Annotated in this window: 9 protein-coding genes; 1 reads left to right on the forward strand and 8 read right to left on the reverse strand. The window is 53.2% G+C overall.

The genetic code is table 11. The features are described 5' to 3' along the window. Positions 1–90: 90 nt before the first annotated feature. The gene (locus tag H7F31_RS28525) at positions 91–1,020 is read left to right on the forward strand and encodes an AraC family transcriptional regulator (RefSeq protein WP_187101564.1); all 930 of its coding nucleotides are present in this window, start codon (positions 91–93) and stop codon (positions 1,018–1,020) included. A gap of 6 nt (positions 1,021–1,026) precedes the next feature. On the opposite strand, the gene H7F31_RS28530 is transcribed toward H7F31_RS28525, so the two are convergent. From H7F31_RS28530 to H7F31_RS28565, 8 genes are all read right to left on the reverse strand, one after another. Beyond that, entirely contained in the window at positions 1,027–2,373 is a 1,347-nt protein-coding gene (locus tag H7F31_RS28530; RefSeq protein WP_187101565.1) for an ABC transporter substrate-binding protein, read from the reverse strand. Next, on the reverse strand, positions 2,366–3,931 hold the full coding sequence (locus H7F31_RS28535; RefSeq protein WP_187101566.1) for a response regulator transcription factor: 1,566 nt from the start codon (positions 3,929–3,931) through the stop codon (positions 2,366–2,368). Before H7F31_RS28535 ends, H7F31_RS28530 begins: the two co-directional genes overlap by 8 nt. 5 nt (positions 3,932–3,936) lie before the next feature. Beyond that, entirely contained in the window at positions 3,937–5,637 is a 1,701-nt protein-coding gene (locus H7F31_RS28540; RefSeq protein ID WP_187101567.1) for a sensor histidine kinase, read from the reverse strand. Between the two features lie 257 nt (positions 5,638–5,894). Beyond that, positions 5,895–6,503, reverse strand: a complete 609-nt coding sequence (locus tag H7F31_RS28545; RefSeq protein ID WP_315970532.1) for a Uma2 family endonuclease — start codon at positions 6,501–6,503, stop codon at positions 5,895–5,897. A gap of 96 nt (positions 6,504–6,599) precedes the next feature. Then, positions 6,600–6,890: a hypothetical protein gene (locus H7F31_RS28550; protein ID WP_187101568.1), complete on the reverse strand. Its 291-nt coding sequence runs from the start codon at positions 6,888–6,890 to the stop codon at positions 6,600–6,602. Positions 6,891–7,005: 115 nt separating this feature from the next. Then, the gene (locus H7F31_RS28555; RefSeq protein ID WP_187101569.1) at positions 7,006–10,392 is read right to left on the reverse strand and encodes a UvrD-helicase domain-containing protein; all 3,387 of its coding nucleotides are present in this window, start codon (positions 10,390–10,392) and stop codon (positions 7,006–7,008) included. Continuing rightward, on the reverse strand, positions 10,385–13,375 hold the full coding sequence (locus H7F31_RS28560) for a PD-(D/E)XK nuclease family protein (RefSeq protein ID WP_187101570.1): 2,991 nt from the start codon (positions 13,373–13,375) through the stop codon (positions 10,385–10,387). Before H7F31_RS28560 ends, H7F31_RS28555 begins: the two co-directional genes overlap by 8 nt. Positions 13,376–13,645: 270 nt before the next feature. After that, positions 13,646–15,820 carry an alpha-L-fucosidase gene (locus H7F31_RS28565; RefSeq protein WP_187101571.1) on the reverse strand — a complete coding sequence of 725 codons (2,175 nt, stop codon included), beginning with the start codon at positions 15,818–15,820 and terminating at the stop codon, positions 13,646–13,648. Positions 15,821–15,847 lie beyond the last annotated feature (27 nt).

Here is a 15,847-nt window from a genome sequence, read left to right on the forward strand (position 1 = left end):
CTCATTGTATAATGGACAAAAGGATTTTTTATAATGGGAAACAGGACACATATCCGGAATAAATGACAAATTTAAGGGGTGAATATATCAATGATCCCTAATCGAACGAGGAAACATTATCCGACTAATGAAGTTTTAGCTGATTATGAATTTCTGACTGTCATGGATGTCTATGAGAATTACTGGCTTCTTGAGCATACGCATGATTTCCCGGAGATGATTTGTGTATTAAGCGGTCATGGAACACAATATATCAACGGAACTGCAGTCACCGCGAAGCAAGGGGAAATCTATATTATCCCCGTTGGAATCACACATGTCTTTCGGCCGAATGCAAGCCCCTCAACCACAAGCAACCTGCATGTGAGAAATGTTATTCTCCGGCCCGAATGGCTGCTTGAACTATCTCGTATATTCCCAGATTCGGAGATAAGAGAGTTGATTTCTTGGTTGTTGGGTAAGCCGGATACGACTGAGCGGGAAAGAACTCCATGGCTTAAAATCATCGATGCGCGATCCGAATTCCGTTTGCTAACCGAACATATGAGAACGCTCGTTCAGCAGAAGCCTCCCTTATTCCAGACTCTTATAATCGGGAGAGTGGCCGATCTTCTCTCTAAGTTATGCTTGACGACCGATACGGGGAAACTCCAGCAGTCTGAATGGCCCCCTAAGCTAGATATACATCCAGTAAAGCTGCAAATTCTCGAAACGATTCAGGCCCTGCCACTGTCTACGGTATCCTTAAAAGAAATTGCACGAATGACCAACCGTAGTGAACGTCAGCTCTCCAGATTATTCCAACGGCATTTCGAAACTCCTTTTAAGAGCTATATACAAGATTATCGGATTCAGACAAGTATGAAGCTGCTCAAAGAATCCTCACTAACTGTGAAAGATACGATGAACCGGATCGGCTTCGAGGATGCCAATCATTTCTATAATCTCTTCAAAAGCAAGACAGGGATGACGCCTGGACAATATCGGAAATTTGCAAAAATGACATCAAGCTCAATATAGGGCCGATTATTGCTTCAACTGCTTGAGCACGGCAAGCTTTTCTTCCAATTTTTTCTGAGCTGGAACTAGATTCACACGTTCAAAAGGGACACCCATCAATATATTTTGAGCCTCTTCCAGTAACAAGTTATGGGATTCTGTACTTATAAATGATGTCCAGCGCTGGTTCGTTTCCGCTTGCTCGGCATATCGGAACACTTCTTCCATAACCGGGTTGCCAAAGCTCGGTCGTAATCCCTCAATGGCGGGAAGCAATCCATTTTCCCGTGCAAAAGGAAGATAAGCATCGTCGCTGAGCATCGCCCCTATGAGCGCCTTTGACTCCTCCTGCAACTTGGATGCAGCATTAACCGAAACGTACTGGTCACTTACAAATTCAAGATCATAGTACCCGTTCTCGTCCGATATCGGGAAAAATCCCAGCTCAAAACGTTCGGCATCAGAGGATATTTTGCTTTCCACCGTACCAGGCAGCCACGGTCCCTGCATGATCATTGCTGCCTGCTGTGAGGTAAAGAGCTCCAACGATTGCATCCAATCGATGCTAAGCGCATTTCGATTCAGATATTCCCGTTCGTATAGCGTCTCGAAAAATTGCATTGTGCTTGCAACCTCGTCCCCATCTAATCGGTTTCGTCCTTCAGTCAGCCCTACCCCATAACTCAGATCCGCACCGTATCCGACCGATTGCAGCAGTGTTTCAAAATGCATAACCAGCGACCAACGATCTTTGTGTCCAGCGGCGAGAGGCAAATAGCCGTCTTTTTTGAGTCGTGCACAAATCTCCAGCAACTCTTGCATATTTTTCGGCGCCTTCAATCCCAGCTGCTCGAACAACGTTTTGTTGTACCAATAACCTCTTATGCCTACACCCATGGATGCAGCATACACCTTGCCGTCATAAATCTTAAATTCATCCTTATCGGAATTGTATGTCAAAAATTGCTGGATCTGCGGAATAAACCGAAAGGCCCATGGCTCGCTGCTAAGATCCGATAAATACCCGGCTTCGATCATGGAAACGACTTGCTGATGGAAAATTACATCCGGAGCCGAGTTAGAAGCCAACTGGGTTTCCAGCTTGCCAAAATAAGCGTTTCCGAGCGTAATTTCCCATTGAATGGTGGCGTGAGGGTACAGCTTCTTGTATGCTTGCTCCGTATTGGCTTGAAATTGCTTCATAAATTCACGGTCGTCAATAAACCACGCACCCACCCTAATTGTAAATGCCTCAATGTTACTGCCTTCCTCCACTTCTCGAGCGTCACCGCAAGCCGTTGCAGCCAGCATCCCGACCGACAGTATCATCACCAAGGCTCTTTTGACGAGCCATTTCGGGCCGCCTCTAAACACCTTCTCCACTCCTTCCCTTACGAATATCTTCTCGATATGCCGACGGCCCCTTGCCGTACTGTTGCTTGAAAGCCTCACTGAAATGCTGCGGATCCTTAAAACCGACTGCGTAAGCGACCTCATAGGCTCTGAGATCCGAATGAATCAACTTTTTGCGAGCCTCTTCCAGGCGTATTTCTCTAAGCAAATCCCGAAAGTTACGATCCGTCTCTTTTTTTATTGATCGGCTAAGATAGGAATAATTGACGTTGATTTTCTCTGCAATCATTTGCAAAGTCAGGTCCTCCGCATAATGATTTCGAATCAGCCGCATGACATCCATAGTCAGGCTTGAAGTATAATCCTCTTGTTTCGCTCGAATCAGCGATTCGGCTTCTTGCAGGTAACTGCCAAGCAGTTGCATCATCTCCGTCAGTATGGTGCAACTAAGCAAATTCTCACGCCGCTGTACAAAATCTGCTGAGGTGGGTTCGATACCATATTGTTTCAGCTCAGCCTCCAAAATTTCCAATATTTGTATATTCGAACTTTGAATATCGGTTTTATTGAAGCCATCAAGCAACATCCGCTTATAATAGTTTCGCAAATAATGGTTAGCTTGCTCCCACTGACCGGCACTGATCAATGCACCAAACTCTTGTCTCGCTATTTGACGACGTTCTTTTTGTTCAAGAAACATACGGTCCAACGCCTCATATGCAATAATCGAGCCTTTTCCCAGCAGCATACGGTACTCCATACAGCGGTTGATTTGACCGATTGCCACAGGCAGCTGCAAATAAGACCTCATTTTTGCGCTAATCCCGATTGATACGCTTTCCGCACCACCGACTTGAAGCTCGGATATGATGTTCCGCGCCAGCCCGATCTCCCGTCCCGTCTCAGAACTGGATTCTCCATCAGCCTCAATAGCCTCGAATAATAGAAAATAGATGCCGGATGCGGACAGTGCGGCCCAATACGTGTACTGGCTTCGCTCAATTTCCATCTCGATTCTCCTCTTCAAACCGAGTCGGGAGCTGCGAAATCCATCAGTAGGCACAGCAGCGTCTGCCTCTGCATAAAGTAGAATATAGGAGCGGTCGACAAACTCACGCTGCGCAAGCCAAGCCTGTTTGGCCTCATCCGAATTGGACTTGCTGTAAAAGAAAGCAAAAAACTCATCCTGCCACACCCAGGCGCTCTCGTGACGAGCCGAAGGCCGAAGCAGTTTGACACTGTCGACCAACGCCTGGGGATGAAAGGGCTTTGTAATAAAGTCCATAATACCGAGCTTCACAGCTTGTTGCGCATATTCAAACTCATCATGGGCCGTAAGAAAGATTACGGGCATTCCCGGCCAGTCTTGTCGGATATGTGCAGCCAATTCGAGTCCATCCATCACGGGCATACGAATATCCGCTACAACTAAATCGGGACGCAGCCGATCGATTAATTTCAGCGCTTCGGCTCCATTAGCCGCCTTGCCGACAATTTCATAACCGACCTCCGCCCATTGCGGCATATTAGCAATAAAATCTAGAAGTTCCTGTTCATCATCCGCAATAATGATACGCATGTTCGTTACTCGTCTCCTTCAATGACAATCGGCAGTCGAACGGTTACCGTTGCATAGTTGTCGTTTAGAACTATGACTGCGCCGTATGAAGCGCCATATTGATATTTGATGCGATCGTTCACATTTTTTAATCCCGAACCGAAGCCCCGCTTGCTCTCCCCCGGCCGATTTGGGATTAGATTACTTTTTACAGTATTCTGGGTTTCTTTATCTTCAATTGAATTTTCGATTGTAATAACCAAATCGAAATTATCCTCGTCGACTATGATTCGGATCTTGCCACCTTCCGCACAACGGTCAATCCCGTGAATAATGGCATTTTCTACCAGCGGCTGCAACAGAAGCTTCGGAATACTAATCGAATGAAATCCCGGTGACAGTTGAATTTCGTAAGCCAACCGGTCCTTGTAGCGATATTTATGAATTTGCAGATACATCTCTACGATGGACATTTCTTTGACCAGCGGCACCGTGTTGTCGCCAGTCGAAATTGAAAATCGCAAAATATTTGTAAGGCGCTGGTTCACATCTGGAATATGGCGTACACCTTCGGGAGTGGCGGACAGAACATTAATATAAGCCAACGTATTGTACAGGAAATGCGGATTAACATACATCTGTATCGACCTTAGCTCCGCCTCGTGCTTCAGAAGTTCCGACTTATAATTTTTCTCGATCAGCTCACGCGTAAGGTTGACCATTTGATTATAACCATGGCATAACAAAGCTACCTCGTCACGAGATGACACCTCATCCATAAGCACATACTCTTCCCTACCCGCACGCCGCATTAATCTTGTTAGCTTCGTTAGCGGAATTGTAATCCGACGCATCAACCAGTATGTAATCAAGATAACGCCTGCCCAAGCGAAGAGTGTGACATAAAAGGAGAACAACGTTTGTTTCTTCATGATCGCAGCAGGCTTCGCATCAGCCACATATACATACTGCAAACCCGAGAAACGAGATTTCTGAATCAATTTGACAACGCTTTCATTGAACTTCATCGAAAACAATGAACCGATTCGCTCCGACGCCGTCCCTGATAAAATGAGGTTATCTTCGTTCAGAAGCTGAAAATTCGCGAGCTCCAGATTGCCGTAAAGAGCCGTTAGCTTGTCGGTGTCAAGCGCCAGCACCAGTATTCCAAGCTGTCGCCCCGTCGGATCCTCAAGTTTCAATCGGCATACCATTCTGTTCTTATCGGTAAAATACGCCCATTGTGGAGTATGATCGTATTCCGCTGGCATAATTTCAAACGCTTTCAAATATTCCAGCGGGTAACCGTCTCCGATTTGGAAGAGAGTATCCGTTCCATTAATCAAATGCAGGGAATCCACATAATCGCCAATCGTAGCAGAAGCTTCCTCCAACCTATATCGGAGTTGCTCCTCTAGGGCCTCTTTCACTTCCAACTTTCCCGGTTCAATACGTTCCATTAAATACGAATGTAAAAGCTTGTTTCTGCTAAATTGGTACAGCTCCTGAGCATACGCTGCCAACAAATCATCCACGTGGCTTGAGGCCCGATTAAGAACCTGTTGCGCCTCCTCCGTTGACCTCCGTTCCAGCAAATCCTGTGATCGCGAGTAGAACGCCAAACTAACAACGGACAGCGGGATTAGCGTCAACAATGAATAGAGCACCACTACTTTGTAAAGCAATCTCGAGCGGATCCAGCCTAGTAAGCTGGATGTTATCGTCATTCTGCCTCTCCCCGCATTTCGTGAAATAAATTACCCCAATTTTATACCTTATTGGACAAAAAATCTAGCTGCATTTTTCTTTATACATGACAAGATTTCGGAAGTTAATGTTCTTTTATTTGTAATATAATGTTACTACTTTCGTCAGGCTTTTTATTGAAGTGGGATTGGGTAAATCCGATTTGCGATGCTCCATTAAATGCAAAAAGACATCTGTCGGATTACCTCCGAAACAGATGTCTATCCATTCTTAATTTTCAATTCGATAGATCCGGCACCCGGCTCAGAATGGCTCCCATGGTAAAGGACACGCACGGGATATGATTCGAATGTACCGTCATCTCCGAGGTAAATATCTCCGACAGCAAGTAGGCCTCACCATTCAGCTCATATCGTTCGAGCGCGCCTAATGCGGGATCGACGATCCAATATTCCGGAATGCCGTATTGTGCATAGCTTCGCGACTTATCTAGCTTATCTCTTCGAAGAGTGGAGGGTGACAGGATTTCGACGACCAGATTGGGCGGTCCTTCGACACCGCGATGGCTCACGATGCCTAGTCGACTGCGATGTATCATCATCAGATCAGGCTGACGCACCTCAACCGCGCTTAAGATCAAATCGACGGGCGCGCTTAGAATCAGATAGTCCGCATCGCAAGTGTCCGCCATTCGTTTCAATATTTCAGCGCTAATAATTTGATGGGGAACGGAAGGACCAGGCGACATTAACTCCAGAACACCGTTTGCAAGCTCATATCGGTTGCCGTCATCCAAAGAAGCATAGTCCTCGTACGTGACTTTATCTTCTTTCACTCTATCCGGATATGAATTGCCCTTGCGCTTAATCTCCTTGTCACCCATCATGCCGATCCGCCTCCCCATTACAATCTCATTGGCTACAAAAACGAACGTACATTCTCTATCAATTGTATCATGAGCTCGTATGGCGGACAATTCCTGTCATTCCTTCGCTCTATCCGCCCGAACCCATTCTTTTAATTCTTCCATGCTGTCAGGGTACTCATCCGCCAACTCGGCATGCTCCATTAAGAACCTCTCTCCTTTTTCCGACAGCCTGGCCGGCTTTAGAGAGAAGCGATCTCCGACTCGCAATACCCGTTCCAAGTAACCTTGTTTCTCCAGCAGCTTTACCATTCGTTCGAATTCGATATCCTTTATTCCATACACTTGTCCGCTAATCGCGGTTCTTTTGTCTTTTATTTCTTTCAGAATGCTGAATCCTACTCTCATCGTTCTCCCCTCAACTTAAAGCAAGGAAGTCCACGGCCTTCATCTATGATGGCAGTGGACTTCCATTTGGATTTAAAAGAACTGACCTTTAACTTTCTGTATTATTATCACTCATTTATCGTCTAGTCTCAACATAAATCCCCGTCCCCGCAAAATAAAGCCCCGCTTCCTTAACCGGGAAACCAAACGTCTTGCTCCACTCCTCAGCGTACGCAAGCACTTGCGGACGATAGAAGTCGATAAACGACTGCAGCCTCCCGTCCGGCACGGCGTCCGTCTTGAAGTCCACGATGACCCAGCCGTCCTCCTCCTCGAAGAGGAAGTCGATGACGCCGCGTAGAAGAAGGTCCGTACCCGCGTACCCCGCTCTCACTGCAGCGTTCGCATGATCCCCTACGCGTATCGGGTCTATCGCTTCGATAGATACCCGCTTCCGGATCATGAGCGGCACTTCGAACAACCGCCGCTTTGCCCGCAAGCTTCGCTGCCACAGCTCGCTCCCGAGGATGGCTCGAACGATTGCCGCAGCATCGGCGATATGCTCGGCCGCAAGCCCCTCTTCTTCGGCGAACATCCTGACGCCAGCCTCTACTCTCTCCTCCTGCAGCCCTTGGCCTGCGAGCTCGATCGCACGATGCACGACGCTGCCGAAAGCGAGCCCCCTTCCCGTCGCCGTCCATTCCGGGATTTCTCCACCGTTTTTCGTCTGCCCCGTTACCGATGTCAAGCTGTAGGTTGGAGCAGACAACCGCCGCAGTCGCTCATCTCGTTTCTCTTGTATCCGCCCCATATCCGGCACCGTCGTCACAGCTTCCTTGCGTTCCGGTTCCAGCTCCGGCACGTCCAGCTCGCGCACCAGATCCATGCCATGCATAAGCGGCGTCCACGGGCACTTGGCGGGTTGTTCCGGGTACAAGCTGACGACCAGCATTTGTTTGGGCCGTGTAGCCGCCACGTACAACAGCCTATCCTTCTCCGCATTTGCGAACAGCCGCTCCCGCTCATTCATGTCACTCCAACCTGGAGGCTGCGCAACGACCTCGCGACCGTACTCCCCAACTTTCAGGCTCATCGTAAAATACCCCTTGGCGGTCTCCCCCGATCGGTCGATATATTCCGTCGCGTCATGATCCGTCTCGCCGCTGGGGCAAGCCAGGAAAACGACCGGCGCTTCCAGCCCTTTCGCCTTGTGCAAGTTCATAATGCGTACCGCTCCATTGCCGCCCGCGTACAAGCTGGAAGTTTCCATGCCGCGATCCGCCAGCAGCTCGCCGATCATTCGGCTAAGCGCCGGCCAGCTGGCCGCAGAGCCGGCGTCGTTTTGCAAAAGCTGCATCAATCGCACGAGCGTCCCCGCGCGAACCGCTCCCGCTTGAAGCGTCGAAACGTACGGCAAAATGCCCAGATCCTCGATCATTGCCGCGAATACCGACATCGCGCTCGAATCTCCGCGAAGCCAATCCCGATACATGCGAAGCTTCGAAAGCGCCGCACGAACGGGACGGGCTTCCTCGGGGCACGCCTCCGCATCCGGAATGCCATGGAGCGTTATTCGTCCCGCCGCCTCTTTATAGGCCCATAACGCCCGGTCGCTCACGCCGAACAACATCCCCCGAAGCACGCCTAACAAGGCGGCGGAATCGCCGGGGTCATCGAGGTAACGGGAAAGCTGCCAGAGCGCAACCAGCTCTTCGTAGACCGTCCGGCTGCCCGACGTATCGGATGGCACGCCGTACAGATCCAGCTGCTCCGCGTACAGATGGATAAATTCGCGCGTCTTCGTCAGGATGAGGAAATCGCCCGGCACCGCGGCGCGGCTTTCCCCGTCCCTCTCCGCGATGCGAATGCCGCCCTTGCTTTTGCCTGCGCCGCCGCAAGCCCATGCGATATAAGCGGCGATCCGCCCCGCGTCGAGCTGAGCGACGGCGGCTTTGCCCCCGGCTATTTTCGGATACGCAAGCGCGAACACGCCGAACGGCGAGCTTTTGCCCCCGGCTGGATTAGCCGCTCTCGTCTCCATATGCACATAGGCGGCTTGATGCGCCGTTTCCTCCTGCGGCAGCTTGCCGACGAATTGGCCTTTGATGAAATCGCCGATGGCTTGCGCCGACCGGAAGTTCGCCGTCAAACGAAGCACCGCCCCGCATCCTTCGATTCGCGCCTTCACTTCATTATAGATAGAAATATCGGCCCGCCTGAACCGGTATATCGATTGCTTGGGATCGCCCACGACGAACAGCGAGCCAGGCCGCGGCGTCAATCGGCGCCAATCGCGTTCATGATCGCTCCCGGCTGTTTCCCCCGTCAGCAAAAACATAAGCTCCGCCTGAATCGGATCCGTGTCCTGAAACTCGTCGACAAGCAGCCTAGTATACCGTCCCGCATAATAGGCCCGAACCTCCCCGTTCTCCCTGACAAGCTTCGCCGCTTCCATAAGCAGATCCTGGAAATTCAGCTTGCCTGCCGCGAATCTTTGCTCCCGGCATTTATCAAGCGCAGGACGCACGAAAGCAATCAGCTTGGGGTACAAATATTCCCGCCACTCCTGAAGGAACGGGAACAACACATCGCGCTGCCATTGGGGGAAGCGCTGCTTCATCTCGCTCGCTTGTTCCTTGGAGGTCCACCTGTTTAATGTCACGTCAAGCTTCCGGTCGAACGACTTGGCGAGCTCCAACACGAACATATCATTCTTCAAATTTTCGTACTTCAGCTTCTGCAGGCTTTGGCGCACCAGCTTCTGCACCGCATCCCAGCCGCTTGCCGGCTCGGTTGTTGGAAGAAAAGGAGCAGCGGCATCCAGCAATGGAAGCAATGTCGCTCTAATGCGCTCGCAATCGGGACGATCCCGTTCCTCCGCCGGCAGGTCGACGTCCATGAAACCCGATACGCGATCGTATACGTCCCTGAGCGTATTTACGTCGACGCCAAGGCCGATCAGCTCCTCCAGCTTGCGGGTCTCCGACTCGTTTAGTGCAGACATATAAGTGTCCCAACAGAGCTCCCGGAACGACTTGTCGCTTTCCTCATCCATCTCTTCGAATGAAGGGTCCAGCCCCGCTTCGATCGGACGCTCGCGCAGCAAGGAACCGCAGAACGAATGAATCGTGCCGATAAAAACAAGATCGAGGTTCGCAAGCGCTCCGGCGTATCGTTGTGCGCGAAGGGAGCCCGCGGCAGCAACAGTTGATGCGTCCAAGACAGCGGCGGGGGCGTCCGCGGCAGTAGCCGGGGCGCCCGCCGACGCTTGCCGATAGGCATTCTCCAGCGCCAGCCGGAATCGTTCCTTCATCTCGTCGGCCGCCTTGTTGGTGAACGTGATGGCGGCAATCTCTCCCACGCTCACTCCTGATTCGATCAAAGCAAGGAGCCGCCCGACGAGACTTGTCGTTTTGCCCGAGCCCGCTCCCGCCTCCACTAAAAGCGTCGTGTTCAGATCCGTCAAAATGCGCTCGCGATCCTGCAGATCCGCCATTCTTTCCATCCCGTTTGCATCAGCCATAGCTCTCCACCTCCAGCAGCGTACCCAGCAGTCCTCCATTGCCTTCCAACTGACGTTTCTCGACCATTCGCGTCGCATGGGCGCCGCACACCGAAGCATAGTCGCACCATCGGCATTGCTGAATATCGGACGCCGGGATAAACAAGCCGCTCTCGCGGGAGTCGAGCAGCCCTTTGATAACGACGGCAAGCTCCGATCTGCGATTCTGCTCCCTTCGCACGAATTCGCCTCGCCCCTTCGCGGTTGGAAATCGGTAATCGGCCTCCGTGACCGCCGCTTCGGCATCGTAACCGGATGTCCGCAGCCACTGCTCGGCCGCAACGGAGTAGATCGCATGCTGGAGCTGCGTCCCGCCGCTGAAATATTCGGAAGGTTTAAACTTGGCCGGGCTTCCGGTTTTGTAATCGATAATCCGGTATTCATGCGGTCCGATCCGATCGATCCGGTCAATAAAACCTTTTAGCCTGAAGCGCATCCCGTTCGCCAGCTCGACCTCCATGGGCTCCCCATCCTCCGTCTTCAGCTCCAGCTCGAAAAATAGCGGTTGATCGGCATTAACGGATTCCACCTGGTAGAACACATCCGCATCCCGCCGCAGCTCCTCGGCTTCCTTATTGAATACATGGCTGCTCGGCGCAGGAATCCGTGTCGCAAATGCCGACAGGACCTGTTCGAGCTGCCGGTACAATCGCTCGCGATCGTGCACGGCTGCTCTCGCGCCGCTCCCCGTCGCTTCCTCCATATACCGCCGATACGTCTCGTGAAGCAAGCTGCCTTTCTCGTTCGCCTGCAGCCAGCGCGTTCGATCCAGCTCTGCCGTCTCCTTGGGAGGTAAATTCAACACATAGCCGAAGTAATATCGCAATCCGCAGCTTGCGTACTGCTCCAGCTCGCTGACGCTGATATAATCGCGCTTCGGCACAATACCGGGGAGCGACTCGCCTTGGCGGCCTCCCTGCTCCATCACTCGATTATGCTCGCCGATCCAGCCGTCATATGCCGACAATCCGTCCGCCTGCCTAAGCGCGACTGCCCGATACCCTTCCGCCAGCGCCGGATAACTTCCGCGTATGGCTTCGCGTCCGTCCAGCCGCTCGCCTCTTGCGTTCGCCAGCAGCTTCGCCCAAGCGTCGATTCCGTTTAGCGGCAATCTGGCAGACTCGGCATTTGGCGGGGCATGATGGGCGGCATTCTGGGGTCGATTCGCTTGCCCAATATGGCCTCCGGCAGCCCAGCGCATATCCAATACGCCGTACGGTTCGCCAAGCGCGTTCGACAAAGCGCCAAAATCTTTGATCGCATCTCCCCTCTGGAGCCGAAAAAGCTGAAGCATTTCGAAGGCAGCGCCATGACTTTTCTGTTCGCCGGGATCGTAGGACGAATAGCTGAGCCACAGCTCGCCCCGAAGGAATCCAATTCGGGATTCGCGCTCCAGCCTTTGGGCGCTTGCCCGTTCTCTCCTTGTCGTCAAATCCGGCGATAGCCGGATTCTCTCCTCGTCGAGGAGCACGGGATCCTGCCTGGCCGATACGCTCCAGGAGCTTTCGTCCATGCCGGGAATCCAGAACAGTCCGCGTCCGCTCCATCCTCCGCCCGACAGCGAGCTGACGTGAATCGCTCCAGGCTTCGGCGTCGGCGATACGCGTATGCGAATGCCGTCAAGCATCCCCCGCACGTAACGGATCGCAAGTTCCCTGGTCATGCTCCCGGATGGAGACTTGGCATGCGTAAACGCCAGCTCGCGCAGCGACGAATGTACGCCGGCATCCTCCGGCGATCGTCCCGCCGCGTAGATCGCCACGTTGCGAGCCAGCCAGTTCAACAGTTCGAAAGGATGCCATTGGTCATTGTCCGGCAGTGAGCCGAACCATTGCAACGCATGGGCATGCAAGGCGGCGCCTTGTTCCCTATCCCCCTCGGCCAGTCCCGAAGGCTCCAGCAACGAGATATATCGGTCCTTGCCCCAGCCGATTCCGGATTGCTCGAGCAGACGGATCCAGCTGTTTTGCGTGAAACGTTCGTCTTCGATTCGCAAGCGCCCATACCGGAGCAGCTCCGTCAGCTTGGATACGGGATATCCTTCCTGTATCCAATCCAGCAGACCAAGGGCTGCTTGCCCCGCCGGGCAATACCCGATCGGCAGGCCGCTCGACAAAGTACAGGCAAGACCCAGCGCTTTCGCGTGATCGTATACGATAGGCGCGTAACGCTCGTAATCCGCCGCCATAATCTCGATGCCGTCAATTGAATCGGCCTGCCCCAGCATTCTTCTCAGACCTTCCCTCACTTCCGCGATGGGCCCGGAAGCGCTGAACAACGCAAAGGAGTTTCCCGCGAAGCCTGCATTTTGACCGAATGTCGCCTCCGCTTCTAAAATCTCTAATCGTTCTCCCGCGATCCGCACCGTCATCTCCCGCTCCGCCCGCATCCATCCCGTCGGCTCAATCGCCAAATACAGCGTATCCTCGTTGTCCGGCGTTACGAAATGTACGAGTCCCGCGAAATCCGTGGTCCGCTGCTCGGTTAGATACAACTCGTATCTCGACAGAAGCTGCCGCATATACTCGGCTTTGCCGGAATGCGTAAACGCTTCTGCCCGTATATCTGCAGCCGCAAGCCGCGCAAGTCTAAGTTCGCCCAAGGAGCGATTTACTCCATCGACGATTCCGGGCTTCAGATTGCCCTCATGGATGTAGCCGGTCGGCGCGTCAGTCGCCAACTCCTCCATCAGCATTCGTACAATCCAAAAGACTTGCCCCTCCTCAAGCAGTGTAATGCCATTCAGGAACAACTCCAGCTTCGCTCTCTTTGCCGCAAGTCCGCGCACGGTCTCGATCTCCACATTCGCAATCGCGCCGGCACGGGCGCACAGTCTCTCCAGCAGTTGCTGCCCTTGCGCGTAGGAATGCGCAAGAAGCACCTTGCGTCTAAGCGGCTCCCCGGTTACTGCCGCCAACAGTCGATCCATCAGATCCTTGGGCATGACGGTCACCTCAACTTTGCAGGAATGGAAATTTCTCTCTTCCATTCTAACATTTGAACGGAAAACGTCACATGCCGAATTTGAATCGGGAGGTCTGATTCATGAGGGGGCCGGGACGAGCGTATGTGTATGAAAAAGCGAGTACTTGATAAAAAATAACAACCGGCAAGCCCTTACTCTTGGGCTTGCCGGTTGTCGTAATAAAATGACTATAAGTTCAGAAACCTGAAATTAAGAATCGCTAATTGCTGCCAGAGAAGCTGGCGCGCATTACCGCTTGAGCTGCACAATCGCGTGAATATGCAGCTTCGGCACGGTGAAAGCGACGCCGTCATCCGTGCGGCGCAGCGGCAGCTCCAGCCCTTCCGGCTGCAGAACCGCCTGCTTGATCGAGCTGTCGCGTACCGTAACGCCAATGTCGTGCATCGGCGTAATCGTTTCGATCGGCGCATAAAACGCCGTGCTTTTCTCTCCGACCTGCACGCTTTGGTACTGGATAAGATGCAGGAACCGGTCGTCGCCGCGTTCCATCAGGTTCGCCTCGACATGTGCCGGAGCTTCCACCGTAAACGGCTTCTGCGTATCGTAGGCGTTAAGCAGATTGCCCACGATGCGGCGCACCCAGAAGTGGTTCGAATGCCAATACGACCGGAATACCGGCGCGGCGATGTAAAGCGCTGTTCCTTCTCCGTAGCGGTTAACCGTAATCGCCGGATAATCGCTTTCAAGCCCTGCCGGCGGCAGCGGGTGGCGGAACGCGCGGTTGCGAGCCGGCACGGTGAGCGGCCACTGGATACGGCTGCGCGTTTCGGCCGTCGTCGGCGTTACCTTGAGGAACGGCTCCTCGACCAGTTGCGGGATGCGGGCAATACCTTGCCACAGCTCCTCGTCTTCGGTCATATACGCAAACGGATACGGCGTCCGCTCCCGATACTCCACGCCGAAGACGTCGGCAAGACCGAAGCGCAGGAAGCCGGCCTTCGACAGACCCGATGCACTGCTGCCAGGCACTGCGCTGTCGCGAACAGACACCGCGCTTGCCGAAGCCGCCTCTATTGGCGCGGCGGCTGTCAACGCGGCGCCTGTTGTCGACGGGACAACAGGCGCCCGACCCAAAGTGGCCGCGCCTTCCGCCAGCAGCAAGCCGCCGCGCGCGACGAACCGGCGAATACGCTCCTGCGCCGCCTCGTCCAACTCCACCGTCTCCGGAAGCACGACAACCTTATAGCCGTCCAGCTCCGGGAATGCGCTGTTGCAGTAGATGTCGAACTGGTGATGTCCCTCCAGCAGCATTTTGGCCGCGCCGAACGTGGAAGCGTCATCCTTGTCGTGATACCAATTCGTCGTATTGTTGCCGATCAAAGCAATGTGCGCCACGCTCCGCGCTCTCAGACAATACGCTTCGCGCTGCTCGACGAATTCGAACGCTTCGCCGATTACGTCGTAAACGCCCTGTTGCAGCGTTCCGTCCGGCAGCACCTGGTCGCCGATATTGACAATGCCGCCGTTCGCCAAAATCGTCGCGAACTCGTATTTGAGCTGCTCCGGCGTCTTGCAAGACATAAGGCCCCAGCCTTCCGTAAACCGCACGGTCATGATCTGCACCGGCACGTCCAGCGTGCGAATATGGCGGGCGCGGATGGAATGGTTGTAAAACGTGCCCGTCGCCGACGGCTGCGATTCCCACAAGCCGTAATCGCTCGTCAGGTTCAGCTCCTCCGGCTCGCCCATTCGCCAGGCGCCGTTGCAGTTGACCAGCACCTCGGGCCGGATCGCCTTTACCAGCTCGCGGATTTCCTGCATCGTGCGGATCGCCGTGCGGCGGCCGAAGTCCCTGACCGTCTCCGGCTCGTCGCGGTACAGCTCCGTCGTCAGCTCTCGCCCCGTCTCCTCGCGGAATTTTTTGCGGCAGTACGCGCAGAAGCATGTATGGTTATGCTGGTACGGAATATCGAACAAGTAGCCGTCGAAGACATACTTCTCCGTAATCTCGCGCACCTGCGGAATAACCAGTTCCTCGCGGTAGGGACTGTTGAGGCAAGGCAGCTCCCATACCGTTCCTTCCGAGCCGCGAACGTTGCCGTTCTCGTCGATCTGGTACCAGTCGGGATTCTGCGTCACGGCGTAGGCATCCGTGCCCAGCGAATAATAGGCGATAACCTTAAGATCGTATTTGCGCGCCTCCGCCAGCACTTCCCCGAAGAAGTCGCCTTTAAGCCCGTTATGTTTGTGTCCGTAGTAGTTGTCGTAGAACGCATTGCCAAAATGGCATTTCGTAAACACGCCGATTACGTTGGCCCGGGCGCGCACGAAAGTTTGCACAAATTGTTCGGCATCGAACTTCGCGATCGCGCCGACCGGAAATTCCGGCATATGAAAGTCCACATGCACCTGCCTTGTATAATCCCAGAACCAGTTTTCTCCGTCTCTTGCCATTGTTGTCATTGCTCCGGCTCCTCTCCTGTTGATGAA

The organism is Paenibacillus sp. PAMC21692 (assembly GCF_014303795.1).
GTDB classification, from domain to species: Bacteria; Bacillota; Bacilli; order Paenibacillales; family Paenibacillaceae; genus Pristimantibacillus; species Pristimantibacillus agaridevorans.